This window comes from Methanomassiliicoccus sp., from assembly GCA_033485155.1.
Taxonomy (GTDB): Archaea; Thermoplasmatota; Thermoplasmata; order Methanomassiliicoccales; family Methanomassiliicoccaceae; genus UBA6.
Map to the genome: position 1 here is coordinate 281,824 of JAWQJJ010000002.1, position 26,432 is coordinate 308,255.

The 26,432-nt window shown below is 59.1% G+C and carries 20 protein-coding genes; 10 read left to right on the plus strand and 10 right to left on the minus strand.

What is annotated here, in order from left to right:
• The first annotated feature begins 293 nt into the window (after positions 1 to 293).
• Positions 294 to 911, plus strand: coding sequence for a GNAT family N-acetyltransferase (locus SA339_04390; protein MDW5562445.1), 618 nt, complete (start codon positions 294 to 296; stop codon positions 909 to 911).
• On the opposite strand, the gene SA339_04395 is transcribed toward SA339_04390, so the two are convergent.
• The 3 genes from SA339_04395 to SA339_04405 form a co-directional block, all read right to left on the minus strand.
• On the minus strand, positions 867 to 1,808 hold the full coding sequence (locus SA339_04395; GenBank protein ID MDW5562446.1) for a GDP-L-fucose synthase: 942 nt from the start codon (positions 1,806 to 1,808) through the stop codon (positions 867 to 869). The two genes, SA339_04390 and SA339_04395, sit on opposite strands and share 45 nt — an antisense overlap.
• Positions 1,808 to 2,863, minus strand: a complete 1,056-nt coding sequence (gene gmd, locus SA339_04400) for a GDP-mannose 4,6-dehydratase (protein MDW5562447.1) — start codon at positions 2,861 to 2,863, stop codon at positions 1,808 to 1,810. The genes SA339_04395 and gmd overlap by 1 nt, the downstream gene beginning before the upstream one ends.
• A gap of 66 nt (positions 2,864 to 2,929) precedes the next feature.
• Positions 2,930 to 4,168, minus strand: a complete 1,239-nt coding sequence (locus SA339_04405) for an ABC transporter ATP-binding protein (protein ID MDW5562448.1) — start codon at positions 4,166 to 4,168, stop codon at positions 2,930 to 2,932.
• 232 nt (positions 4,169 to 4,400) lie between these two features.
• Between SA339_04405 and SA339_04410 the strand changes: the two genes are divergently transcribed.
• From SA339_04410 to SA339_04430, 5 genes are all read left to right on the plus strand, one after another.
• Positions 4,401 to 5,603, plus strand: coding sequence for a hypothetical protein (locus SA339_04410; GenBank protein ID MDW5562449.1), 1,203 nt, complete (start codon positions 4,401 to 4,403; stop codon positions 5,601 to 5,603).
• Positions 5,596 to 6,222, plus strand: coding sequence for a histidine phosphatase family protein (locus SA339_04415; GenBank protein MDW5562450.1), 627 nt, complete (start codon positions 5,596 to 5,598; stop codon positions 6,220 to 6,222). The genes SA339_04410 and SA339_04415 overlap by 8 nt, the downstream gene beginning before the upstream one ends.
• 57 nt (positions 6,223 to 6,279) lie before the next feature.
• Entirely contained in the window at positions 6,280 to 7,692 is a 1,413-nt protein-coding gene (locus tag SA339_04420) for a hypothetical protein (protein MDW5562451.1), read from the plus strand.
• A gap of 174 nt (positions 7,693 to 7,866) precedes the next feature.
• The gene (locus tag SA339_04425) at positions 7,867 to 9,045 is read left to right on the plus strand and encodes a GNAT family N-acetyltransferase (protein MDW5562452.1); all 1,179 of its coding nucleotides are present in this window, start codon (positions 7,867 to 7,869) and stop codon (positions 9,043 to 9,045) included.
• Positions 9,042 to 10,157, plus strand: coding sequence for a GNAT family N-acetyltransferase (locus SA339_04430; GenBank protein ID MDW5562453.1), 1,116 nt, complete (start codon positions 9,042 to 9,044; stop codon positions 10,155 to 10,157). Before SA339_04425 ends, SA339_04430 begins: the two co-directional genes overlap by 4 nt.
• 39 nt (positions 10,158 to 10,196) lie before the next feature.
• Here SA339_04430 and SA339_04435 read toward each other — a convergent pair whose 3' ends face one another.
• Positions 10,197 to 11,678, minus strand: coding sequence for an oligosaccharide flippase family protein (locus tag SA339_04435; GenBank protein MDW5562454.1), 1,482 nt, complete (start codon positions 11,676 to 11,678; stop codon positions 10,197 to 10,199).
• 723 nt (positions 11,679 to 12,401) lie between these two features.
• Here SA339_04435 and SA339_04440 point away from each other — a divergent pair.
• Positions 12,402 to 13,295, plus strand: a complete 894-nt coding sequence (locus SA339_04440) for a GNAT family N-acetyltransferase (GenBank protein ID MDW5562455.1) — start codon at positions 12,402 to 12,404, stop codon at positions 13,293 to 13,295.
• A gap of 13 nt (positions 13,296 to 13,308) precedes the next feature.
• On the plus strand, positions 13,309 to 14,424 hold the full coding sequence (locus SA339_04445; protein MDW5562456.1) for a GNAT family N-acetyltransferase: 1,116 nt from the start codon (positions 13,309 to 13,311) through the stop codon (positions 14,422 to 14,424).
• A 98-nt stretch (positions 14,425 to 14,522) separates the two neighbouring features.
• Here the strand turns inward: SA339_04445 and SA339_04450 are convergent, their stop codons facing one another.
• A complete protein-coding gene (locus SA339_04450) occupies positions 14,523 to 15,722 on the minus strand; it encodes a hypothetical protein (GenBank protein MDW5562457.1) in 1,200 nt (399 codons plus the stop codon).
• Positions 15,723 to 15,779: 57 nt separating this feature from the next.
• Positions 15,780 to 17,204, minus strand: coding sequence for a hypothetical protein (locus SA339_04455; GenBank protein MDW5562458.1), 1,425 nt, complete (start codon positions 17,202 to 17,204; stop codon positions 15,780 to 15,782).
• 435 nt (positions 17,205 to 17,639) lie between these two features.
• Between SA339_04455 and SA339_04460 the strand changes: the two genes are divergently transcribed.
• The gene (locus SA339_04460; protein MDW5562459.1) at positions 17,640 to 19,334 is read left to right on the plus strand and encodes a hypothetical protein; all 1,695 of its coding nucleotides are present in this window, start codon (positions 17,640 to 17,642) and stop codon (positions 19,332 to 19,334) included.
• On the opposite strand, the gene SA339_04465 is transcribed toward SA339_04460, so the two are convergent.
• From SA339_04465 to SA339_04475, 3 genes are all read right to left on the minus strand, one after another.
• Positions 19,335 to 20,444, minus strand: a complete 1,110-nt coding sequence (locus tag SA339_04465; protein ID MDW5562460.1) for a glycosyltransferase family 4 protein — start codon at positions 20,442 to 20,444, stop codon at positions 19,335 to 19,337.
• Between the two features lie 36 nt (positions 20,445 to 20,480).
• A complete protein-coding gene (locus SA339_04470) occupies positions 20,481 to 22,241 on the minus strand; it encodes a hypothetical protein (GenBank protein MDW5562461.1) in 1,761 nt (586 codons plus the stop codon).
• A gap of 119 nt (positions 22,242 to 22,360) precedes the next feature.
• The gene (locus SA339_04475) at positions 22,361 to 23,188 is read right to left on the minus strand and encodes an ABC transporter permease (GenBank protein ID MDW5562462.1); all 828 of its coding nucleotides are present in this window, start codon (positions 23,186 to 23,188) and stop codon (positions 22,361 to 22,363) included.
• Positions 23,189 to 23,295: 107 nt separating this feature from the next.
• Here SA339_04475 and SA339_04480 point away from each other — a divergent pair, with 107 nt between their 5' ends.
• Positions 23,296 to 23,712 carry a VOC family protein gene (locus SA339_04480; protein ID MDW5562463.1) on the plus strand — a complete coding sequence of 139 codons (417 nt, stop codon included), beginning with the start codon at positions 23,296 to 23,298 and terminating at the stop codon, positions 23,710 to 23,712.
• Positions 23,713 to 23,715: 3 nt separating this feature from the next.
• Here SA339_04480 and SA339_04485 read toward each other — a convergent pair whose 3' ends face one another.
• Positions 23,716 to 26,424 carry a hypothetical protein gene (locus SA339_04485; GenBank protein ID MDW5562464.1) on the minus strand — a complete coding sequence of 903 codons (2,709 nt, stop codon included), beginning with the start codon at positions 26,422 to 26,424 and terminating at the stop codon, positions 23,716 to 23,718.
• Positions 26,425 to 26,432: the final 8 nt, after the last annotated feature.

Consider the following 26,432-nt stretch of genomic DNA (forward strand, 5'->3'; position numbering starts at 1 on the left):
CCCAGCACAACGTCGTGAGGCCGGGGACCGCCTTTGGTCACTGGGCTCGGCGGCATTGTGGCCGCCCCATGACTCCAGATGGTGATGCTTCCGCTCCCTCCTGGCTCAAGCATTCGATGACGTCAGGCGGGGCGATGCGGCGGCGGTTGCTAGGAACGCGGCCGAGATCGGGGCAGGAACAAAATTGTGTGAGCAGATGCTCGCCGTTATCATTCCAGATATCGAGCAAGCGGTTTTTATTGCAGGGCAAATTAATAAAAAGATGTTGATACATAATACATCCGCGATCATCGATGGGCGTCCTTGACATCTTGAAAAAGGCACTCTTGACCCGTGTGAACGATCTCGTCAGCCTCTTGATCGTGGTAGCGGGTAAACTGGGCGTCAAGGTTGCCCTGTTCCATGTCTACACCATTCACAGCCCGGCCCAGGCACTACCTCTTCCGGCAGACGAGGACGCCATCACGGTACGCCATGATATCGCCTCCTCACGACCGAACGAGGAGCTGCTATCGATTTGGGACGGAGGCCAGCGCATCGGCGGCCTCGATCTGACCAATGAATCTCATTACGTCAATCACATCCGCACCTGTGTGGCCTTCGACGGCTGGTATATGTTCAATCTAGGTATCGTCAAACCTATGAGGTCCCGGGGGTATGCCAAGAGGCTTATAGAGGAGTCTCTCCGCACCCACCCCGGCGAACGAATGTACGCTATGGTGGCCTTCGCCAACACTCCGTCCAGGAAGCTCATGGAGAGCTGTGGCTTCACCAGAGAGGATCCCATAGTGTACATCAACATCCTGGGGCGGGGGTTCAGGAACAGCCGGTCCCGGAGGTATCTGCGGCCCGTTAGGATGTACCCCTCAAACTCTTCCGGCGGCGATGTACCAATCGATCGTTCGCTTTAAGCCCTCACGAAAGTCGGTGTGAGCTTCGAACCCGAATTTCTCCTTAGCTCGAGAAGTGTCAAGCATGCGGCGGGGTTGGCCGTCTGGCTTAGAGGTATCCCAGACCAGCTCTCCATCGAACCCGGTTAGCTCCTTGATCAGCAGCGCCAGGTCCATGATGGAGATCTCGAATCCCGCTCCCAGGTTCACCGGCTCCGGGCCATCGAAGCTCTCGGCCGCTTGACGGATCCCTCTTGCCGCATCCTCGACGTACAGGAATTCTCGGGTCGCCCTTCCCGTGCCCCACAGGGTGACGCTGTCCGCGCCGTTCTTCTTCGCTTCGACGAATTTCCTGATCAGTGCCGGGATGACGTGTGAGGACCTCGGGTCAAAGTTGTCTCGGGGGCCGTAAAGGTTCACCGGCAGGAGATATATGGCATTGAATCCGTACTGTTGCCGGTATGCCTGCGCCTGCACCAACAGCATCTTCTTGGCCAGTCCGTACGGCGCATTGGTCTCCTCCGGATATCCGTTCCACAGATCCTCCTCCTTGAACGGCACCGGCGTGAACTTGGGGTACGCGCATATCGTGCCCAGCTGCACGAACTTCCTCACGCCGCTCCGCCTCGCCGCCTCCATGAGCTGGATGCCCATGATGGCGTTGTCGTAGAACAGCGTGGCAGGGTTCTCCTGGTTGAAGCCGATGCCCCCCACGGATGCCGCCAGGTGAATGACGATATCCTGGCCCTCGACCACATCCAGGCAGTTCTCCCACACCCGCAGGTCCTTGTGCCTCGAACGCGGCACCATGATGTCCGAGGGGGACCCCCCGGCCTTTTTCAGTTCCTCGATCAGGAACGAACCGAGGAATCCCGCTCCCCCGGTGACGAGCACCTTCTTGGAATTCCAGAATGACATCAGTCTACCCCCCACCAGCGATTGGGGAACTTACTCTTCAGAATGGCATCACCCTCGCCGATGGGCTCCAGCCCGGCGGCGCGCATGTCGGCATCGACCATGATTCTGGTCAGTTCCCTGAACTTGATCTTCGGCTCGAACTTCAGCACTTTCCTGGCTTTCGATGCATCGGCGACCAAGGCCTCGACCTCGGTCGGCCGGAAGTACTTGGGATCGATCCTCACGTACTGGGCCTGGTCCAATCCCGCGTATTCGAACGCCTCCTCGACGAACTCCCTCACCGAGTGGGTCTCCCCCGTCCCGATGACGAAGTCGTCCGGCTTCTCCATCTGCAGCAGCTCGTGCATCACCTGAACGTACTCTGGCGCGTACCCCCAGTCCCTACGTGCGTCAAGGTTACCAAGGTACAGTGCGTCTTGCTTCCCGGCCCTGATGGCGGCGATGGCGCGGGTCACCTTGCGGGTGACGAAGGTCTCCCCCCGGCGGGGTGATTCGTGATTGAACAGGATGCCGTTGCAGGCAAATATGTCGTATCCTTCTCGGTAGTTGCGCGTCAGCCAGTAAGCATAGAGCTTGGAGCAGGCGTACGGTGAACGGGGCTCGAACGGGGTGGTCTCGGATTGCGGGGGCGCCGCAGCCCCGAACATCTCCGACGAGGATGCCTGATAGAACTTGATCGCCTTCTTGGACCGACGGATCGACTCCAGCATCCTGGTGACCCCGGTCGCTACGACGTTGGTGGTGTACTCCGGCACCTCGAACGAGACGCGCACATGGCTCTGCGCACCTAGGTTGTAGATCTCGTCCGGGCATATGTTATAGATGATGTTGTTGATGGCTTCCGAGTCAGATAGGTCGCCGAAATGCAGGCGGAGCCTGGCCCCCTCCTCGTGCGGATCGATATAGATGCCGTCGATGCGTGAGGTGTTGAATGTGCTCGCCCTTCGGATTATGCCGTGGACCTCGTAGTCCTTTGACAGCAGGTACTCCGCAAGGTACGAACCGTCCTGACCAGTAATGCCAGTGATGAGCGCTTTCTTCGTCAGATCTTCCACCACATGGTCAATCAGGGTGGTCGAATATAACCGTTATCAGGTCAGTCGCGATCCGTTCTGGATCGCTCAGCCCTTGCGGACGTCCCACCGGCGGTCCAGGATGATCTGCGACCGGAGCGGATCAGCCATACCGCCGGAGTTGAAGTCCGAGGGCATGGATACGTTGATCGCCCTCTCCACCCGGTGTCCGGCCAGCATATCGAAGCCCCCCATCTTATGGGCGCCGATGGTGATGGTGTAGTTACCGGCGACCAGCAACCGCTTGGGGAAGGTAAGCCGAGCTTCGAAGTTGCCAGGCCCCAGGCTGTCGTTTCGGCTGTCCCAGTCGGTAAAGTACGAGCGGATCAGTTCATCGCCCAGAGAATTGTTGATGAACACTCCCATGCGTAGCTTGTCCGCCCTCTCCGACAGGTTGAAACGCACGATGATGTCGAACTCCTCCGACCCGTCGATGAGTATGGCATCCCGTCCCGACTGGAGGATCTCCATGGACACAATCTCGATGCCCTGGGCTCTGACCGGGAAGATGCCGTCCTGAGCGTCGAGGGACTGCGAGTACTCGGCGATGACATCGTCGACCGCGCCCTTCCCCGCGACCTTTCCCGACTTGAGGAGCAGGGCGCTCTGGCACAGGTTCTTCACGGCGTGCATGTTGTGGGAGACGAAGATGACCGTGCGTCCCTCCTCGGACACCTCCTTCATCTTGCCCAGGCACTTGGTCTGGAACTGCTGATCCCCGACCGCCAGCACCTCGTCGGCGATGAGGACGTCCGGCTCCAGATGCGCGGCCACGGCGAACGCCAGGCGGAGGTACATTCCTGAAGAGAACCTCTTGATGGGCGTATCCAGGAACTTCTCGACCTCGGCGAACTGTACGATGGCGTCGAACCGAGCCTCGATCTGCTTCTTGGTCATCCCCAGGATGGCTCCGTTGAGAAAGATGTTCTCCCTGCCGGTCAGGTCCGGGTGGAATCCGGTGCCTACTTCCAGGAGGGACCCCACCGACCCGCGGAGAACGACCTCGCCCTCAGTAGGGTAGGTGATCTGGGAGAGGATCTTCAGGAGCGTGCTCTTTCCTGCCCCATTACGACCGATGATACCCACGCTCTCTCCCTTCTGTACGTCGTATTTGATGTCCTGCAGGGCCCAGAAGCACTCCTTGGGCTGGCGGACGTTCTTGATGCTGCGGATAGGATGGCGGACCGCCATGGCCAGATTGTCGCCCAGCCTCCCGCCCCCGGCATGATAGTAGCCTTTGCTCTGACTTATGAAATACTGCTTAGAAACATTCCGAATCTCGATCATGGGCTCCAAAGGAACACCTCCCGAACGCGCTCGATACTCCTGGCCATTCGGTCACTGATTGACATTCAACTATTAAGTGGATGTGCCCTGGTATCGCACACCCAACACTATATGGCACGCCCTCAAGGTTCGTCGTTCTAAGCTTCACTTATCGTTATAAATATCGTTCGCACGGCACTGGTGCTGATAGAAAAGATTTACATAGTCCCTGTATTAATATAAGTCGACCGATATGCAACTTGACGAGTCCGCGAAGAAGATTAAGGACGTCTCCTGGAGACGGGTCCTCAACTCTCACATGGGTTTCACCAACGAGTTCATCATCGAGCTCGAGAGTGGCAATATCGGTATCGGAGCGTCGCCCCAGGGGGAGACCATCAGCATTTTCGAGGATCGGACCACTCGCTCCGATGCCGGGGGCATCGTCGAGGAGATGCGCGCGGATCGGTCGTTCGACCGGCCGGTGACCCAAGCGGACGTCGACGCTTTCCTGGAGCAGAGGATGAAGCGGTTCGGCCGCAATAACTGCTGGGCGCTATCGCTGGCGTTCTTCAACGCCTCCCAGTTCCCACCCTCCCGGTTGTGGGGGTCCAGGGACGGCCGGGATGTGGCCCGGTTCCCCCGTCTGTGCCTTAATGTCGTCAACGGTGGGAACCATGCGTATACCAATCCCATCCTCAGCGACTTCCCGGAGTATCTCTATGTGCCGCGCTTCGACGATGTCGGGCAGGTCATCCAAGACCATGCGGCCATGCAGACTGATATCAGGGAGAGGCTGGCGAAGTGCAAGCGCAGGATAGTCAACGGCAATCCGGTGTTCTGCTTCGACACTCCTGACAACCGAGAGGTCTTCCGCTTCCTCCAGGATACCCTCGACCGGCTGGGGCTCGGGGACCGTTATGATATTTGGGTCGATGCGTCGGCGGGGGATCTGTGGACCGAAGAAGGATATAATTTCTCGGTCACCGACGGGTCGGTGAGGTCGTCGGAGGACCTGACCAGTTACTGGATGGACATCATCAAGGAGTTCGGGCTGGGATTCCTGGAGGATCCGCTCCGGGAGCTAGACCACGAAGCCTGGAAGGCGCTCGCCGGCGGTCAGTCCCGGTGCAAGATAATCGGTGACAACCTGTACTCCACCGACCCTGCCAGGATCGAGAGCGGGGCCAGAGAGGGCCTTACCCACGGTGAGATCATCAAGCCCAACCAGGCGGGGACGGTCACCGCGGTCCTGCGCGCGGTGGAGGTCGCTAACAAGCATGGGCAGATCACCATCACCTCTCACAGGTCCATCAGCACGGAGTCGACCTTCCTTTCCCCCTTGACCGTGTTCGGCGGGGTTAGGTACATGAAGATCGGCCCGCTGTACACCGATTACTCATCCGTGCTCCGACTGAACGAGCTGATCCGGCTGACGGGGGCGAACATTGGCTGAACGCTGGTATCTTGCCACCATACGCCACGGCGAGACTGACTTCAACAAGCAAAGCCGGTACGCGGGGACGATGGACATCCCCCTCAACGGAGCGGGCCGGGAGGACGCCAGGCGGGCCTACGGAGAGATCATGAGAATCGGATTCGACGTGTCGGTGGCTTCGCCCTTGCAACGAGCCGTGGAGACGGCCGAGATACTGACCGGAGGCAGCGTGCGGGTCGTCACCTGCGAGCATGCCAGAGAGCGTGATTTCGGCGTTCTGCAGGGACGAACTAGCGCGGACGTGGAGAGCGTTAGGCCGCCCATACATTTCATTAAGGTGGGGAACGACTATCATTCCGTAGATATCCCCGGAGGAGAAAAGTTCGAGGACCTGAGGGCCCGTGCCGAAAGGTTCCACCAATACATGCTCGACAACCACCGGGGCCGGCGGGTGCTGGTGGTCTCCCATGGAGTCTTCCTCCAGCAGTACCACGGGGTCCTTAGGGGACAGGACTGGATCGACGCGCTGTGCTCCCATGTGGGGAACCTGGAGCTTACCATGTTCGAGATGGACGGCGACAGGGTGGTATCGGAGGAGCGCAGACGACTGATGGGCAGAGCCCAGAACGAGTTCTGAGCTCCCACCGTTCACCATGGTTGCCAGCAGATGACCGAAAAACGAAGGGGAAGGAAAATGGCTGTCAGCAAGGAGCTGTACATTAAGATGCAGAACAAGGTGCAGCCGCATCTCAAGAGCGTATATACTCGGGCCAGCAGGGTGCTTCCGGAATCACTGATCATGTCCGAGAGGTACTTCGAGGCCAAGAGGTACCTGGAGCTGGAGGACATCAATGATGAGTCCTCCGCGTCCATCCATTCAGCCCAAGAGGTCCTCCTGACCAGGACGCTGAAGAACGCCCTCGAGAACGTCCCCTACTATCGGGACCGGGTGAATCTGGATCCGGACAAGATCGTTCCTTCCACCGCGATGGATTCCCTGCGTCTGTTCCCCTACATCGACAAGCAGGAGATCACCTCTCATCCGGAAGAGTTCATTTCCGACCGGTTCAGCAAACTGTCCCTCATATACACCACCAGCGGCGGATCGACCGGCCAAGGGGTTGTGCTCTGGAAGAACCGCGATGAGTATCAGGTGGAGGAGGCGTTCATCGAGGACATGTGGGGCCGGTACGGCTACGAGCGAGGAGCTAGGATCCTCCGCATCGCGGCGGACGGGATCGCCCCCGAGGACAAGCCCCCCTGCCGCCGCCAGGACCGCCGCCTGCTGGTATCCCCCCGCCACCTCAACGACAAGTGGCTGGACCACATCATCGACCGATCGCAGGAGTTCCGGCCGGAGTTCATTCACACCTATCCCTCCTGCCTCGAGGTCGTGGCCGCTCATCTCAAGGCTACCGGACGGACCCTGAACGTCAAGGGCATCTTCCTGGCATCGGAGGAGGTCACCTCCGAGCAGCTTGACTTCTTCCAGGAGGTTTTCCATGTCCCCATATGCTTTTTCTACGGGGCGTCGGAGCACGTCCTCCTCGGCTATGGCTGCTACGACGGGACGCGGACCACGTATCATATGAACCCTCTATATGGGTACGCAGAGAACCGGGAGGACGAGTACGGCTTCGAGCTGGTGGGTACCGGACTGTGGAACGAGGCCATGCCGCTAATCCGCTACCGGACCCAGGACTACGGTCGCATCGCAGAACTCGTGAAATGCCCGACCTGCGGGCGGAGGGTGAGGACCGTGGAGCGGCTGGATGGACGGAAGCAGAACTACCTTATCACCAAGCAGGGCACCAGGTTCCCCGGCCTGTCGGTATGGGTGGACAAGTTCATATGGGACTATGTGAGCACGTTCCAGTTCGTTCAGAACCGGCCGGGGGCGATCGAACTCCATATCTGTCCGAGGGACAACCTGACTCCCGAGGTGGAGCAGAGGATCATCGAAGCCCAGCGGCAGAAGCTCTCCGACTGGTTCGATCCGATCACCCTGGTCAAGGTCCCCCGGATCGATCAGACCAAGGGAGGAAAGCGCCGATTGGTAGTTGTCAACATCGAAGGCGAGGTCAAGAATGCCCCTTCAACGCACTAGGTTCTTTGGTGCTTATCCCGCTGAGGATCACCATCAGGCTCTTGTAGAGACTATCGGCCGATCGAGCTTCGAACGGGGGAGGAACGGCTGGGAGCATAAAAGGATGGCGGAAAATAAATTATATACGCATTTATTCATATAACTCTCGTACCGGGGACCACTTTGAAAACCTCTGTGATAGGATCGATCGAGGAGATGCGGGATTTCGAGGACCGCTGGGAACGGTTGAGGCTCGAGAGCGGCGGGACGGTCTTCTCCTCTGATTTCCTCGTTCGGACGTGGTTCGAGGCGTTCTCCAAGACGGCTTCCCCCAGGGTGGTCGTCGTAGAGAATGACCATGGCCTCATTGGTGTCGCCCCGCTGGCCTATTACAGGTACCGGGTAGCTGGATTTCCCTTCAAGATGTTGACCCTGGCTGGGGACGTCAAGGGACTGCTTCGGCTGTACACCAACTCGGTCCTTTACCGGAGTGAGGACCCTGAAGCTCTTGAATCCCTGGTCATGGCCATCAAGCGCCAGGACTGGAACGTGCTATGGACGGCCAACATGGACCGGTGCAAGCTAGTCGACCAGTACATGGAGAAGGCCTCATCCACCTGGAACTGCCTCGATTTCGACCCGGTCAGTAAGGTGACCATCCCCATACCCGACAGCGGCGAGATCAGCTGCCTGTTCGACAAGAAGGGGAAGCGGACGTTGAAGAAAGCACTCAACAAGATCGAGCGGGAGGGTCACCGTATGACCTTTAGGAACGTGCCCTACGAGGACATCGATCGAGCCGCCGAGACCTATGCCCAGCAGCATATCGGGCGCTGGGCCACCAAGGGGGGGAGCCACTTCAGCAACACGAACAACGTCGATTTCCTGAAGATGGCCAGCAAGGCCGCCTACACTCGGAAAAAGGGCTTCGTTTACGAGCTGGAGATCGACGGCCAGGTCGCCGCCCAGATGTTCGGCTTTCTGGAGGGGAGAACGGCCTATGGCTACCGCATCGGCATGAGCAATGATTTCATGCCCTACTCCCCCGGTTGGCTCATTTGCAATTCCCTGTTCGCCGAGCTTCGGGAGAAAGGGATCGAATGCTGCGTGATGGGCCGCGGCTCGGAGCGGTACAAGTACGAGATGGGAGGGGTTGAGTCCCCTCTGGTGGGCATAGGAGCGACCCGGGGGATCGCTTCCTGGGTGTCCCGCATCGCATCGTCAAGGCCGGTAAAGGCCATCGGGTCTAGGCTCAATCAGAGCGGCCCGGCGAGCGTCCACATCGCTCCGGGGGAAACCCCTGTGGGAGCGGACGATATGTCGGAAGGGACGCGAAACCAGGCGCCGCTATCACCAGGAGGTGTTGAGGATTGAAGAGCACAGTCATAACTTCTTACGAGGAGCTTGCTGAGCACGAGGATCGCTGGGAAGTGTTAAGGAGGGAATGCAGGGGCACTGTGTTCTCTTCCAACTACCTGACCCAGGCCTGGTTCAAGGCCAATGAGGCATCGGCGGCTCCTAGGGTCATCCTGATCGAGGACAAGGGTGAGCTGGTTGGCGTTGCGCCATTGACGACATACCGGTACAAGGTCGCCGGGATCCCCGTTAAGATGCTGGCCCTCGCCGGCGAGATGAAGGACCGCCTACGGCTTTCCACCACTCAGGTGCTCTATCCTCAGGGGCGGGCTGATGTCCTCCATGAGATCATCGACCAGATCAAGCGCCTGGACTGGGGCATGATGACGACCATCAACCTGGAGAGCAATCGGGCCACCAAGGACTTCCTTGAAGCGGTTCGAGGGAAATGGTTCACCACGGAGTTCCCCCAGGGCCAGAAGCTCACCCTCACCCTACCGGCGGAGGGGGACATCACCCAGAACTTCAACTTCAACGCCCGGCGCAACCTGAAGAAGAACCTGCGACGTATGGAACGGGCCGGGCATACCATAGAGCTCAAGCGGCTGGCGGCAGAAGACATCGACCGGGCGGTCGATGTTTACACTCAGCAGCACATCGAGCGCTGGGCCTCCAAGGGAGGGAGCTACTTCCGGAACCCGGAGAACCCTGGCTTCCTCAGGGAGGCGGTCATGGCGGCATACAAGCGGGACGTAGGCTTCGCCTACGAGCTCCTGATCGACGGTCAGATCGCTTCCCAGCGCTTCGGGTTCTTTGACGGGGACCGCGCCTACGGTTACCGTTTCGGCATGAACAATGCGCTGATGGACCATTCCCCCGGTTGGCTGATGAACTATTACTTTTTCAACGAATTGAGGGACAAGGGATACACCACCCTAGTGATCGGCGCGGGGACAGAGTCCTACAAGTACGAGATGGGCGGAGAGGTCACCCCGCTCATCGGGGTGCGGGCCTCCCGAGGTGTCGTGTCCCTGATGAACCGGGTCCTGATGTCGCCGTTCATGCAGCGGCTCGACGATCGGTTCGGGCTCACTAACAAGGTCGTCAAGACCGGCTCGGAGACCGACTGAGGGATAATATTTTTTTTCCGAACACTGAGATATCTGCTCTTAGTGCTCCAGCCTCTTCTCTTTCTTCCAGGCGAGGGCCCGGTGGATGTATTCCTTGACAATGTCCACCTCGACTCGAGTGAATCCCCTGAGGACGTACAGCATGGCGAAGTAGGCCGGAATGCTCACCGCAATGGCCAGGGCAATCCCCATTATGTTACTGGGGTTAATCAATAGTATGAGGGCGATCATCGCCAGTGAGGCCGCGGCGCTCTTGAGCACGAAGTTCCACTCCACGGAGAACCTCAGGAACTTACGGGAGATGAGCACACCGATGATGAGCATCTCGATGTAAGAGATGGTAGTAGCCAGGGCGGCCCCTGCTATTCCCATGTGAGGAGTTAGTACGAGGACAAGGACGACATCGGTGAGCGCTGGAAAGCCAAAGGTGATGAGATTGAGATGGGTCTTCTTGACCAGGTGGGTGACGTTCTCCACGAACTTAAACATCCCGTTGGCTAATCCAGCGATGGCGACGAGCGGGATAACTATGGCACCGATAGCGTAATTCGGATTGGTCATAGCGATCATGATAGGGGAGGCCAGTATGGATAAGCCGACTACAGCGGGCATCGCCAGCATCATGTAGTAACGGAAGGATCGTCTCATGTATTCCTTGACCTCATCGATGTTGCCCTCATCGTAGAGCTTCGCCAGCGTGGGGTAGAGGATCATCTGGATGGGGGCGACTATCAGGAACATTACTCCGCCGATGTTGTAGGCCGCTGAATATATGCCGGCCATGGTCAACCCCAGGATGAGGTTGACGAGGATCCTGTCACTGGATTGTATGACCCATCGGATGATGTTGTTAGGAGCGAGGGGCAACCCGAATTTCATGTTGCGCCTAGCCATCTTCCAGCTGGGGCGAGTTATGCCGACCTGGTGGACGACCAGGGCGAAGCCGATGGAGAAGGCGAGAATGCCGATGACGAGCGAACCCAGCACTGCCCCGAACACCCCTAGCCCGCCGAGGACGAACACAAGGATAAGGCTGATCTCACCAAAAGCATGGAAGATGCTCAGTGCTGCAAAGGTCCTAATCTTCCCCATCGCTCGGAAGTAAGCGTAGTTCATACCGACCAACGCTTCTAAGGGAATGATCATCGCGGCCATTGCAAGCAAGGCAGCATAGCTTCCGTTGTCTAGCAGGATATTGGCCAGGGGGACAGACAGGATGCACAGCGGTAGAGATAGGCACGCACTGCCTAGCGTGACCATGCCGACAACAGTGAAATATTCGGTGCTGATGCTCCTTTTATCATCTTTCGCCCTCATGAACCGCAGGATGGTCATGACCTGGCCCAGCATCGCTACCGAGGATAGCAGGGAGATTATGACCAGCACCTGGGTCCACAGCCCATAGTCGTTGGTCGATAGGCCGTTGGTGATGAATGGCAGCAGGAGGAAATTGCCTAGGTTCACCATGACTTGCGTGATCCCGATGATCACCGCATCCTTGGCAAGATCCTTGTACCCCATGCTTCACCCACTTTAATTGTCTGATAAATATGAACAGGTTCTTAATAGAATCTCCGGTCTGATTGAGTTCTTCCTAGCCTCGTCGAACAAGCCTTCTGGGACCATCTAGGTCCAAATCCATATTTAACTTTCATCCGCCATCATAGGGCGCCGCAGGTCGAACGGCCTTATCCGGACTGGGTATTTTATCTCATTTCGTCGAATGGTCACATTGAGGCAGTCAGGTATTCGCCCCGACCGCTGTTGTCTGCCCTGGAGGCATGGGTGAACAGATGCTAAGCGTTCACGAGCCATCAGGCGGAACAGGCCCCCGGATTTCAAAGCGATCCGAGAATTGCGATGTTCCGGCGTACCGTCATTGCAAACTCTCAGAATGATTGCTGCGCCATAATATATGTGAAATATTTAAATAAAACACAACTAAGATATATTGGAAGCATCGCTATATTCTACGGTGCTTAGCTGCAGGCGAAAGTAATCAATTCCCTCGATGGGTTATCGGAGCATGAGGGGGGTTGGGAGGATCTCCGGCGCGAGTGTGGGGGTACGGTCTATTCCTCATTCTTCCTGACTCGGGCATGGTTTGAAGCGTTCTCAGGCTCTGCCGCTCCCCGAGTCATAATTATCGAGGAGAATGGAGAAATCGTGGGTCTGGCACCCCTGTGTACCTATCGATATCGCGTAAAAGGCCTCCCTATAAAGGTCCTCTCTCTCGCCGGGGACATGCGCGACAGGCTCAGGCTCTCAACCAACTCGATACTCTATCGTCCGGATCGTTTCGATGTGCTCGAAACCCTCCTGGGCGAGATCAAGAAGCTTGACTGGAGCGTCCTGTGGGCGATCAATATGGAGAGATCGGAGCCCACAGGCCATTTCATCGAAAGGGTGAGGTCAACCTGGAACGTCATCGAGTGCGATGAGAAGAGCAACCTGGTGGTACCTCTCCCTGCTGCCGGGGACCTGAGCGAGATGTATGATTACAATGCGAGGAGGAACTATCGGAAGATAGTCAACCGCATGGAGCGGGAGAAGATGGAGGTGAGGCTGGAGGAGATCACAGCGGACGGCATCGACCAGGCGGTGGATCTCTACGCGAGACAGCACATCGAGCGCTGGGCCTCCAAGGGCGGGAGCTACTTCCGGAACCCGGAGAACGTCAAGTTCATGAAGCTGGCCACGCGAGAAGCCTGCGCCCGCCACTACGGTTACGCCTACCAGCTGCGTATCAACGGAGAGGTGGCGGCCCAGGTGTTCGGATTCCAAGAAGGGAAGAGAGCCTATGGCGAGCGGATCGGAATGGACGACCGGTTCGGCCGATACTCGCCGGGATGGCTCATCAGCCACCGTCTGCTCATGACCTTGCGAGACCAGGGTGTGGAGGAGTTCGAGCTGGGGTGGGGGGGAGAGAGCTACAAGTACAAGATGGGCGGGGAGGAGAGGCCGTTAGTGGGGATTGGAGCGACCCGAGGAATAGTGTCTCTTGCCGTTCGCCTCGTCCTGCAGCCTCGGATGCAAGGAGTGAAGGACCGTCTTGGCATCATGTCCGGTAAGAGGGATGTCAAGCCGGCCGCCCAATCGATCGGACCGGAGCACGACCAGGAGAGCATAGTCCAATGATGGGGGGAAATAGGTGAAGGTCACACTGATCGATTCTCCTGAGGAGCTGCCCGATTTCGAGGAGCGATGGGAATCATTGAGGCGGGAATGCGGGGGCACGGTCTTCGCTTCCAACTATCTGACGAGGGCATGGTTCGAGGGATACGGGCACATCGCCGAGCCCCGGGTGATAGTCGTCGAGGACGGTGGGGACCTGGTGGGAGTGGCTCCACTGACCACATATCAATATCGCATCGGGAAGCTGCCGGTTAAAGTGCTCGCCCTGGCCGGGGAGATGAGGGATCGATTGCGGCTATCCACCACCTCCCTGCTATTCATGCCGGAGCGCAAGGACATCCTTGACCTTATGATGCGGGAGATTAAACGCCTAGATTGGAACCTTTTCACGATGATCAACCTGGTGAGCACTCCGGCCAACACCACACTGATAGAGGAAGTAAGGACGAGCTGGCAGAGTTACGATTTCCCTCCCGGTCGAATGCTGACCGCCCATTTTACAGAGGGTGGCCGGTTGTTCGATACGCTGGATACCAAGACGAAGAAGAACATCAGATACCGCCTCAATCTGCTGGAGAGGGAGGGCCACCATATCGAATTCCGCCGACTACCGGCGGATGGCATCGACCAGGCGGTGGATCTCTACGCGAAGCATCACATCGAGCGCTGGGCCTCCAAGGGCGGGAGCTACTTCCAGAATCCCGATAACGTCCGGTATCTGAAGCTCTCCACCGCCAGCTCGTACCGCGCCGGTATCGGACATGTTTTCGAACTCCTCATCGATGGCAGGATCGCTGCCCAAGACTTTGACATCCTGGATGGAGAGACATGCTACGGCGATAAGACCGGCATGAGCAACGATTTCCTGCGCTACTCGCCCGGCTGGCTGGTCATGATGCATGCCATGGACCAGCTGCAGGACAGGGGAGCGAAGAGGTGCGTCATGGGGATCGGAGGAGAGAGCTACAAGTACGAAATGGGCGGGGTGGAGAGTCCGCTCATAGGGATCAGGGCGACCCGAGGCCTGGTCGCCGTCCTCAGCAAGGTGTCCGCTTCCCCGCTTGTGCAGAAGGTCAGCACTCGGCTGGGCTTCAAGGGGGACGAGGTCGCGGTGAACGTTCCACGCACCTGAGGATCGCCCCTGGACTGAGGTCCGTTTCAGCGGCCTGAGTCGAAAGCAGCCCGAGCCTCGAGGCTCACGGCGGTCGACGGAAACGTCATTACGTCTCCCTAAACTTCCCTTCCTCCCGCCTGGAAGATGAGGTTGGCGAAGGTGGCTCGGGAGAAGGTACGTGATATGGCTGGCCGAGGGTCGTCCCAGGCGTAGTAGGAGTAGCACCGGGCCTTCGTCCAGGGTTGGAGCACATCGGTTAAGGGGTTCAGCTGGCCGCGGCGGCCGATGACCGACAGTAGGTCCGACGGCCCGTTGAGCCAGCCCACTCCGTCACGCTGCTCCGGGGTCTCGGGAATTTCCTGGCCGGTAAGATCAAGGTACTGGATCAGTGGAAAGTTGATCCCCGCCTGGGTGGCCTGGACTGTCTGATACCAGAACCGGCAGTTGATGTCCAGCATCTTGTAGGTCCCGTCCCGCGCGTCGAGCTTGAACTCAATATCGGCAATCCCCCGGTACCCCATTCCTTCCAGCAAGCGGACCCCCAGGGCGGCCACCTCTTCGTTGCGCACGCTCCTCACCAGCGTCCCCATCCCGAAATCGATGGGGTACTGCCGTATCTTCTGGGCGGTGAACACGCCCCTGGTCCGCCCTTTCTTGTCGATGTAGACGCTCACCTCGAAGTGGTTGGTGTTCGGTCCGACCACGATCTCCTGTACCATCGCTTCCAGGCCGGTAGGGAAGACCCGATCGAAGATGGAAGTGAGGTGTTCAGGACCATCGGCCCGAAAGCCCTTGTTGGGGAAGTGGACCCTCCACAGGTGGCCGGCGTAAGGCTTAACGAACACCGGATACTGCAGCCGGTCCCGCAGTTCCTCGACGTCCCCAGGGGTCCGGGGGTAAAAGGTCCTGGCGATGGGTATGCCCAGACGCTCAGCCTCGTCCTGCTGGAACCTTTTATCGGTCAATCCTCGACAGACCCTCTCGTCAGGAAGGATTATCTCGAATCCCGCGGAAAGGGCGGTGCGATGCTGGGATACGAACTGCACCCAGTGATCGGAGGCGGGGAAGATAACTCCCTTCTCGCCTAACTTGGCCGCCTCCTCCATGAGCGCATCGCGCGCCGATGCCGGTTCGCTCCGGGGGCTGGCGGTGAGCAATCCCTGGCCGTAGCGTGTGGATAAGCCAGCCGAAGGGGAGTAATCGACCACTGTGAGAGGAATCCCAACTCTCCCCAGGCTCCTGGCCACCCCCAGGCCGCTGACGTCTCCGTCCAGGACGAACGCCCTGGCCTCCCGCGAGAATGAGCTCGTGTCCACCGTGGTCCCCCGTTGTTGGATGGTCCCTTATTGTATTTATTGATACAAATAAATATCTCATGCAGTCCGCGGAGCAATCAATCGGACCATATCTTCAGGGGCCAGCCTCGACTCCACGTTCTTCCATTTCTTCTGTTCCGGGAAGATGTCGAGGCTCTTTATCCTGATCCCGGCCTCGTACCCCAGCAGGCTGCGGAACCTCTCCTCCACGAGGGTCAAGTCACCTTCGGTCATCCCCTCGCGTCGGAACAGCTCCACCGTAAAGTCCCCCGCCTTCTCCTGAATCAGCTTCAGGTATTCGGGCACACCTGAAAGCCGAGGTATGATCTCTTTCTCGTAGTAGTTGTCGATGCCCACTCCGGAAAGGGCCGTGCCGTCGGTAGTGATGATCATGTCGTTGACCCTCCCTTCGATCGACCTGAAGGTCAGATGGCTACATCCGCATGAGCAACCGTCCCCAATGGCCACATGGTCTCCCACATCGTAGTTGATGAGGGGCATGGATTTATTCCACAGGCTAGTGCCTATCACGCGCTCCATCCCCCATCCGTCCTCCACCACCCTTACTATCCCAGCCTCCATGGTCTGGTGATATGAGCCCTCGGCGCATTCTCCCGCTGAGATGACGTTCTCGGACTGCCCGTACCAATCGTAGATCGGACAGCCGAGGCTGTTCTCGATAGTTTCCCGCATGAACCGGGGTAGCTGCTCGGAGCTGGTGTGCACGAACTTCGGGGCTACGTCCAAGGATATGCTGGAAGCTTCCATTCCCTTGGCCAGCACATATAGCGAATGAGGGTACCCCCTGATGATTTCGGGGCGGAAGCGGTTCAATCGATCAGCCATTCTCCGAACATTGATCGGCTCCAGCGCATAGGTGTTGAAGGTGAGCTCCCCTACCCGGCCGTCCCATCTCCACAGAGATCCGCTGGCTCGTTCAGAGACGAAGTCGCCGCGGAAGGAAGCGATGCGAGCGCTGAGGCCCGAGGCACCGCTGGCCAGGTAGTGCCGCCATACCGCGGCCTGCTCAATTTCGCGGGTCTGCTGGTCAAGGAGGAACCGAAGGGGGCGGCCGGTGGAACCGGTAGTATTGGCTTCCCCCGCCTGTTCGGAGAAGTCGACCGCCACCAATCGAGAATATTCGTTCCTGACGATGTCCTTGGTCAGGATCGGTATTTTCTCCAATGTTCTTAGGTCCGCGGAGCTCGGGTCCAGCCCTGATCGATGGAACTGATCGTGGTAATACGGCACACTTTTTTCCGCATGGGTCAGCATAGCGCGCAGCCGATTGATTTGGTAGCGTTCCAGCTCCTCGGCGGACCAATGCTCGGAGCTGCGCAGATCGACCAATCGCTTGTAGAATCCGCTACCCAGTAAGGTCCTTCGGGGCAAAGGACGCATCATGGTGCTGACCATTCGACGAGCCCTCGGGGGCATGCTGTCGTAGAACCTCAATCCCACGCTGTAGGGAACGAAGCTCAAAGCTCCACTCTCCCGACTCTCTGCCCTACCGACACATAGGTCATGTCATCACATTCGATGATCACGCCCTCCACGCTCCGGCCTCCCATCTTCACGCGCTCCTTCCCCACATTTCCTCCGGATGGATGCAGCCCTCAGGCCCCGCTCCTTGGAGCGAGGGCCGTATGATGATGGGGCTGCAAGAAAAGCGGCCACTGTCGCCTGTGCCTTTCTTTCATTGAATCAAAGGACCTGATCACTCGATGCTCCCCCTCCATCGGCTCCCCCGTCCTATGGCCCACCGCCACCGGGGATGTGAAAACTTCACCATAAATGCTAGCATGAGGAACCTGCCTTGTAGCTGCTGCCCGAATTATTTTGAGTAATATATATCCAACTTCCCCTTTTTGAATATCACGGCATTACATTATATCGATTGAATTCAATACTGGCTTGGTGCTAGGTAAAGTCGGTCACGATCGGCCACACTTGGCACCGGTGGATGGGATGAGTTCCAAGCTTAGGGTCGGTTTGTTGTTGGACGGTGCGAGCGTGCCATACTGGGCCGCTCGGTCGATCGAGAGGATGGCCAAGCTGGAGTCAGCGGAGATCGTCTTGGTGGTGGTGGACGGGGGGACCGAAAAACCGATCGACCCCACGCGGGCCACGGAATCGTTCCTTTACGACACCTACATCTGGTTAGACCGTCGGAAGAACCGCCAGGCCCTGGACCCACTGGCCCGGGAGGATCTGCCCAAGGAGCTGGACAAGGCGGGACGGGTGTATCTCAAGCGCACCGCGGATCCCCACCGGACCATTTCTGAGGAAGTGGTGAGCAAAATAAAAGAAAAGGACCTTGACGTCCTGATCGACATAGGAAAGGTCACCCCCCTGGGCGAGCTGTCGAGGTGCGCGAGACAGGGCGTTTGGTCTTTCTCCGCCGGCGACGGGGAAAGTTACGATGGCCATTCCCCGGGCTTCTGGGAGATCTACCATCACGAGCCGATCACCTCCGCTCACGTCCGCCGGATATGCGGGGGCACCACATCCATCATCTACATTTCGCACTCGCACACCATCACTCGTTCGGAGAAGAAGAACCGTGACCAGCTCTACATCAAGGGCATATCGTTTCTCCCCCGCCTGCTGGACGAGCAATCGGCGAGGGGCAACGAGCCTCTTACCGCCAAGAACGACGGGACGGTGACCGATTGGGGGCCCCTGCACCGCTCCGGCCCGGGCAACCTGGACATGCTGTCCTTCTACCTGCGACGCTTACCCCGGGACCTCACCTTCCTGACCAAGCGGGCGCTGTTCGAAGAGCGCTGGGGGGTCATGTACAGTATGGACGGGAAGATACCGTCCAACTACTCCGGGTTCAAGCATCTTGTGCCCCCTCCTCACACCTGGTGGGGGGATCCCATGGTCGCCCAAGATGACAAGGACTTCTACATCTTCGTCGAGGAGCTGGTACTCCCCAGAAGTCGCAACCACGCGCACATATCGGTCATCAAGGTCGATGCCAAGGGGGGCCATCAGGCTCCGGTGACCGTGCTGGAGCGCCCCTACCATCTATCCTATCCCTTCGTTTTCCAGTGGAAGGGCACTCATTACATGGTGCCGGAATCCTCCAACAACCGGACCATCGAGCTTTATGAGGCGACCGAGTTCCCGTACAACTGGAAGCCGGTGAAGGAGATCATGACCGGGGTCTCGGCCGTCGACACCACATTGGTGCGACGGAACGGTTTGTGGTGGATGTTCACCAACATCCGGGAGAACGAGGGCGGACCGATCAACGACGAACTCTTCCTATTCTACTCCGAGGACCTCTTGGCGGATCGCTGGGAGCCCCATCCCCTGAATCCCATCATCTCCGACGCCAGCACGGCCCGGCCCGCCGGACGAATCTTCGAAATGGATGGTGTGTTGTACCGTCCCTCGCAGGACTGCTCCCGATGCTACGGCTATGCGGTCAATATCAACCGCATCCAGGAGATGGACGAGAAGAGCTATCGGGAGACAAGGACGGCATATTTGGAGCCTAAGGAGTTCCCTGGGGCCAGTAGGGTCCACACCTTCAGCCATATCCACGGCCTGACCGCGGTGGACACCTACATCGCCCGTTCCCGCTTCATCCCCAATCGCTGATCACCGGTGCTCGGTCAGCAGGCGAAGGTAGACCGCCGATAGCTGGTCAGCGAGGTTGGGCCAGGCGTAACGTTGCGCCTGGGTCGCGATCTCATCGGCATCCCACCGGCGGTCCAGGGCATCCTCGATGCACTTGGCCAGCGAGGCCGAGTCCCCGGGAGGGCACAGCAGGCCGAGCTTCTCTGAGGATATGATGTCGGGAATGCCCCCCACCCTCGTCCCCACGAACGGACGGCCGCAGCCCAGGCACTCGAACATCACCGTCGGATTGCCCTCTCCAAGGCTGGGAAGGACGAAGACATCTGCGGCGGTCATCCACTGGGCGATGCTGGACGAGGGCATGGGCGGGTGGACGAATTGCACCATTTCCGTTAGATGAAGCTCTGCCACCCGGTCCGCGAGCTTTTGCCTCAGGGAACCGTCGCCGAGGATGAAAAGGCGGGCATCGGGCACTTGCTCGCCGACCTCGGCCATGGCCTCGATGAGATGGGCATGTCCCTTGATCGGCTCCAGGTATCCCACCGTCACCAGTACCCGCCCTTCGACCGGGATGCCGAGAGCCCTCCTGGCCTCGTCCCGATCCCCGGGCCGGAAGGCCCTCGCATCGAAGCCGTTAGGCAGGGAGAGGACCTCCCGCCCTTTACCGACGATCGGGCCGATGCTGTCCACCCACGAGGGTGACGTGACCAGCACGGCGTCGGCCTTCCCGAGCGTCCTCCGCACCAACCATCTGGTCGGTGAGGAGGCCTGTTCGTAGAATTCCTTGAACATCCCGCCGTGGATGTGGACGACCACGGCCCGCGCTATGCGCTTCGCCCGGTTGATGTACGGCACGTTGCGCAGGAAACTGTAATAGGACGAGGTGTGGACGTGAACGATGTCCGCCCGGTAGCGCTTGGAGGTGAAGTTAAAGCTGATCACGGCCCTCAGGTCGCGGAGCGGCTGGAGAAAGGGGTAGCGCGAACCCGAACCTCCGGTCCGGAACACCGTGACCTCGAACCCGTTGTATGGTAAGAAATCCCGCATGTTGCGGACGAAGTTGGCCACTCCGCCGTTGGGCGGGGGGAGGGGGCCCACCATAATCACCGAGCCCTTATGCTGGTCAGGCATGCGCCTGCCTCCAGGCCGTGATGCAGCTCACGACGGTCACCGCGACCGCATGTACACCGTCATGTCGCCGCCTTCGTACACATGACCTACCGTCCTCTGGTACTCGAGTCCCTGAAAGTCGCTCGCCGTCTGCTTTTCGGTGGCCGCCCAGGCCTTGGTGTAGGCCATCTCCTCATAGGTGGTGATGACCAGGTAGGCAGCAGTGGTCGCTGTATCATTGAAGTTCAGGAACGAGCTGAAGTGGGCTCCCGTAGTGATATCGTTGTCCTGGATCGCTGAACCTTCGCCCCTGGTGTACGACGCGCCGTAGAGGAGGTTGGTATACCTCCAAGGTGAGGTCTGGACGGTGAAGAGGGTAAAGTCATCGCTCTTATCGGTGATCAGCCAGTTGGAACCTACAGTCTCCGCCTTGGTCACCGAGGCGTTGGGGAACCTGCTGTTGGGGTCCTGGTACACCGTGTACACGGTGCTCACCAGGCAGAGGACGATGACCAGCGAGACCAGGCGGTGCAGGTTCTTCCTGCCTCCCGACCTCAGGGTGTACAGAACGAACCCGACCAGGGGGATGGTGAAGATGATGATGAAATCCAGGTTGATCAGCCGGTACGGGTTGTGGGTGTAGGTGAAGAGCACGATCCCGGCCAGGAACACGCCCCCGATGATGAAGAGCGCGACCAGGACGGTCATGATGTGCGTCCTCCAGCCCCGCCTGAGCACGTACACCGCGGCGGCGAGGGCGATCACCGCATAGATCAGGTCGTCGATGGTGCACACGAGCACCGATTGCAGCGTGGACAGGAGCCCGATCTCGGACGCCTGGGCAGAGGCATTGGCGAAGGTGCTGGTGCCCTCTCCCAGAACCATGAGCTCCTTGATGATGTTCTGCAGGTCGACGACCAGAGTGGAATGGAAGACGATCCATCCGAACAGCAAAGCGAAGCCGAACAAGGCCATGTAGATGGAGACGGACCGGGTCTTCTTCGCGGTCACCTTCTCGGTGACCGCCACGATCGCCAGGAAGATGATGGCGAACATCGCCACCAGGGGATGCCCGATGGTGAAGAATATGACGAACAGGACGAGAGGCACCTTGAACCGCCAATCGCCGCTCTGGCACTTCCACAGCACGAAGAAGAAGAGCGGGAGTAGCAGCACGCTCAGGGTCTCATTGAACAAGGTGGGGATGAACCAGGCGAAGAAGATGGGCATGGACGCCAGCATCATCGAGGTCACATACATGGGCTTGGGGATGATGGTCCGGGACCAGCAGAGGATGCCCACGGTGTAGGCGGTGAAGAAGATGGCCGGGAAGATCTGGGACATCAGGATCATGCCCTGGCCGATGATGTCACCGGTCATGGCCATGATGATCGAGGCGTAAGGGTAGAAGTTGGAGGCGCTGAAGAAACCGCTGGCGAAGATGTCCTTGGCGTAACCGACGTAGGAGAGGGAATCGGTCCTCTCGATGTAGATGAACCCCTTGATGAGATACAGCGAGATAAGCACGAAGTTGGAGAGGATGATCTCGAACAGCCCCACCGCCCACAGCTTGTGTTTTGTCCCATAGTAGGTGTAGAACAGCAGGATGCCGGTGAGCTGGCAGAAGATGACCGCCAGCCAGAAGATCAACGGCGTGCTTTCATAGACCGAATACTCGTACCCGCTCATGGGGTTATTGTATACCACGAGCACCGCCGCGGTCATGATGACGAACGAAAGCACCCCGAGGAGGACAAAGTACCTATGAAGCCTTTGATCCTCAGACACTCCCACCATCGGCTTAGATCCCTGTCCCATTGCTTTGCCTCGCGTGACTAGGCGTATTTATTACTGAACCAATAATAATGTTTCGGCTATAGTAACCACCCACGGGACTCTGCCAGCGGTATGGTCGCGACGGAAGGCCGGTCGCAGGCTCAGATGACATCGGCCAACCGCCGCTCGTAGGCTTTGAAGTACAGCAGCCCGAAGAAGAACACCGCCAGGGTCAGGGGGATGGACACCAGGAACAGCTGGATGTCGAGGGCGGAATCGAAGATGAAGGCACGCTGGGCGGACATTATTCCTGCCAGGGGGTTCAGGGTGAGGAACCACTTCAGGGTCGGGTCCTGCACCCAGGAGGCTGGATAAAGCACAGGTGTGGCGTACAGGAGGATGGTGATGAAGAATGGCACGATGTATTGCACATCGCGGTACTTGGCGGCCATGGCCGACATGAAGAACGATAGGCCGGTCACCAGCAGGAAGGTCAGCACCAGGGGGAGAATGACCAATGGCAGGTAGAGGGACAACCCCGTTCCGGTGGCGATGATGATGACGAAGAACAATCCCCATGCGATTCCATAGTCCAGCAAGGCTGCGATGACCAGGCTCAGGGGCAGCAGGAGGCGGGGGAAGTATACCTTGGTGACCATCGCCGAGTTGGTGACCAAGCTCATCGATGCACCGTTGAGGGCGGTGGAGAAGAAGGTCCACAGCATCAGGCCGGCATAGAGGAAGGGCACCGGCTTCACCCCGCCGGTTTTTAGTCCGGCGACGTTGTAGAAGATGACCGCGAAGATGACCGTGGTGAGAAGGGGCTGCAAGACCGCCCACAGCACGCCGATGGCCGTCTGCTTGTATTTGGTCTTGATCTGCTTCAGGGTGAGGAAATAGAGCAGTTCCCGGTAATCCCATATCTCCTTGAGGCCAAGCTCCCATCGGGAGGCCTTGGGGCGGATGTACTTCTCCTTTACGCTAACCATCAACCGTCACTGATGCTCACCCACACATGCGAAGCCCACTATAAATCGTTGGGGCCATCACAACTGGGCAGCAACCATAATAAATCCCTCCCGCCCCTCTTGCGGGCATGCCCCTCGGAGACCCTATGGGCGGGGAGACCCCGGAGATCGAACGCGGCAAGCTGCTTAGAGTGGGACAGGTCTGGGTGCCTGTCAGCGATCTCCCCCGAGCGGTGGAGGTATACACCACGGTGTTCGGCCTCACCCTCGTGGCCACCGACGAGCGGAACGGCTTCGCCCGGCTGTCCATGAGGGACGGCCCCGACCTCGTGCTCCATCTCCCCCGATCGGGGGGTGAGGAGCCAGGGATTAACACTGGCATAACCTTCATCACCGATTCGATCTACGATTTTCACAAGGTCATGGTGGACGAGGCGGTGGACTTCCCGCTGAAGCCGATGCGCGATTCCAGCGGCCGCCTGGTGGCAAGGTTCACCGACGAGGACGGGAACGAGTTCGAGGTCATGGAAGCCTCGCCCGGATGACCCTCAGATCCTCGGCCGATACCGTTTCGCCACCACGAGGATGATGGTCGCCGCCGCGATGATGCCCAGCACCGCGAACACCAGGACGGTCTCGGAGATCGGGCCGCTCTCGGCGGACGGGGCGCCCGCCCGGCTGAGCGGGGAAAAGCTCTGGGCGACCCGGTCGAAGATCGGGGCGTAGGACTGATAAGCCCCTTCAGGAGTCTCGCAGGTAAACATCCAGTAGCGATGGCTTGGCCCGTCCACGATGTAGTAGACCTCCTGGATCATCGTTATATTGTTCTGCGGATCTGTCCACGTGATGGAGAACACCATGGCGGTATGATCGGAAATGCTCAGGATGCGTGCCCCCTCATACACCGAGGCCTCGATGCCCCTGGCCTTCAGTCCGGGAAGGAACTTGTTCGGGACCAGGGATGGCAGATAGGCGGGGTCGTCCCGGAGCGACGGATCGGTGCCGTTCTCAAGGAGGATGGTGACATGAAGCTCCCCGACGCGAGGGCCGGTGAGCTTGAGCGATGCTGTGGTATCGCCAATGACGGCCTCTCGCTTGAGGGTCCAGTTATCCGGCACCATCAGCTGGTAGTCGCCCAGCATGCGATAGTAAGCATAACCCTGGGTCCCCGGAGGAGCGACCACCGGGGTGATGTTGTCGGCCTTGATCTTCACCCCGCTGATCACGTGCTCGAAGGTCGGCCACAGGTCTATGAAGTTGGTGTCGGAAGCCGAGCACTTGATGAGCCAGCGGTTCCCGTTGACCTCGTCCACGATCAGCGCATAAGCCTCCTGGATGCCCTGGGCGGTAAGGCGGATCTTCCACACTCCGGCGGTCAGGTAGGAGATTGCGGTGTGATTGACGTCCCCGACCATCTCCGCCGGCTCGCCCCCTTTGATGGTGTCCGAGAGGACCGTCTGGGCGTAGGTGTCGATATAGGCCTGGTTCGCCCTGACCGAGGTGTCGTGGGCGATATCCACGAGAACGGTGGTGCTGACGCTGTTGTACGACGGCCCGGTGATCGTCAGTTCCCACCCCCTGGAGTCCCGTTGGACCGTCCAATCGGCGGGCGAGGGCATACTGAAGTTGTCACCATAATCGACCGTCCCTCCCGCCCATCCGGAGGCTGTGTCATCGACCACTGTGAAGGTCCACGAGTCGTTCACTTCGAGGCCGTCGGTCGAGACGCGGGCGGTCACGGTATTGTCGCCGACCAGGTCCAGGCCGGACGGGATGGTGGCGACGAACCTCGAGGGATCGTCAGGTCCGGCGACCGCGCTCAGGGCCAGGTCGTTAACCGTGACGGTAGCGTTGGCCTTGTAGGGCGGAGGCGACGCCGCGGTCATCTCCAGGACGATGCGGTCGGGGCTGACGGTGGAGCTCGAGCCTGCCGCCGGCTCGACTAGGTTCAACATCGGCCGGAGGGCCGTGGCCTCGGCGGAGCCGCTGACGAAGGTCCAGGTGGCTGGGACGGTCGTTCCCCCCCAAGGAACGTCGACCTCCACGGCGTGGGTGCCGGGAGAGAGCGCAGAGGTCAGGTTGATCTGGTAGACGTCGGAGCTCATCCGCAGCACGGGATACACCGTGCCGTCGACGGTTGCGGTGATCGACGAAGCCTCGATCACCGGATCGTGGGTTATGTTGAACCGGACGTAAGCGGGAGAGTAAGCGTACACCGCGTCCGCGGCGGGGGAGTTGGCCTCGATCTCCGGGCCGATCGTCTCCAGGGTGAGCGGGGCAGCGGTGCCCACGACCCAGCTGTCGGCGGTGGGAACGATTGGCCCAGTCTCGTAGCTCACATACTTCCTGGAGAGCTGGTTGCCGGAATGATCGAAAGCGTAGATGACGGACTGGCCGGCAGGGTAAGTCCCTCCCGTGCTGATGCCGTAGATCACCGAGTCGTCCCGGGAGAGGGCGACTCCGGAGGGGTATGACGGCATGCTGAAGACCGTCTCGAGGGCCATCGTGGATAGAGAGACTACCTGTATGCCCGCCGCGTTGGTGCACGCCAGATAGATGCGGTCGTTAGTAGCCTCGAACTGGGCCAGCTTGCCGGTGACGGACCCCAGCTGGCCGGTCTTGGAGGGAATCGCTGTGGAGCCCCCGGCGAGAGAATAACTTATGATGACGGTATCGGCGGCACTCCCCATGGTCGCTGCCAAAAGCACTGTCCGGGCCTCATTGGTCCTTAGGATGCAGGTGTTGGCCAGTCCCGTGTCCACACCCAGGCCGGCGACGTAACCTGAGGACGGGTTATAAGTATCGATGTACGAACTGCTCTCGTACGTGACATATATGCCGCCATCGGCGCCGAAACAGAGGCTCTTCACGTTCCCGCTCTGTGAGCTGATGGCGCTCGACGAGGTCGGCACTCCCGCTGTCAAGGTCAAGATGTATATGGTCGCGCCACAGGCGACCGCCAGCTTGGTTCCGTCGGCGCTGAGGTCCATGGAGTCTACGTAGGAGCTTGCCCCACTGAGTCCCTCGGAGGTCCTTGCCCCGGTCTGATAGTTGTACGCGGTGATCTGCGAATTGCCTCCGTAGTAGATGTACGGCAGAGAGGGGTTGGCGATGAGCTCCTGATTACCGTTCAGGGGCTCTGCCCCGCTTAACCTCGCTTCGGCCGGGCCGGAGACCAGGACCAGGGGGGAGAGCGAGCACACCAAAAGGATGGCGGCAATGGCTACAGCTGGCGGTCTCTGACCCTGGGGTAACAATCAGATTC

Coding starts and splice junctions, on each gene's coding strand:
- SA339_04435 (MDW5562454.1), bottom strand. CDS start 11,678: ATGGGGTACAAGGATCTTGCCAAGGATGCGGTGATCATCGGGATCACG.
- SA339_04440 (MDW5562455.1), top strand. CDS start 12,402: ATGCGCGACAGGCTCAGGCTCTCAACCAACTCGATACTCTATCGTCCG.
- SA339_04480 (MDW5562463.1), top strand. CDS start 23,296: ATGCCCCTCGGAGACCCTATGGGCGGGGAGACCCCGGAGATCGAACGC.
- SA339_04410 (MDW5562449.1), top strand. CDS start 4,401: ATGCAACTTGACGAGTCCGCGAAGAAGATTAAGGACGTCTCCTGGAGA.
- SA339_04405 (MDW5562448.1), bottom strand. CDS start 4,168: ATGATCGAGATTCGGAATGTTTCTAAGCAGTATTTCATAAGTCAGAGC.
- SA339_04390 (MDW5562445.1), top strand. CDS start 294: ATGGGCGTCCTTGACATCTTGAAAAAGGCACTCTTGACCCGTGTGAAC.
- SA339_04470 (MDW5562461.1), bottom strand. CDS start 22,241: ATGGGACAGGGATCTAAGCCGATGGTGGGAGTGTCTGAGGATCAAAGG.
- SA339_04475 (MDW5562462.1), bottom strand. CDS start 23,188: ATGGTTAGCGTAAAGGAGAAGTACATCCGCCCCAAGGCCTCCCGATGG.
- SA339_04465 (MDW5562460.1), bottom strand. CDS start 20,444: ATGCCTGACCAGCATAAGGGCTCGGTGATTATGGTGGGCCCCCTCCCC.
- SA339_04395 (MDW5562446.1), bottom strand. CDS start 1,808: ATGTCATTCTGGAATTCCAAGAAGGTGCTCGTCACCGGGGGAGCGGGA.
- SA339_04420 (MDW5562451.1), top strand. CDS start 6,280: ATGGCTGTCAGCAAGGAGCTGTACATTAAGATGCAGAACAAGGTGCAG.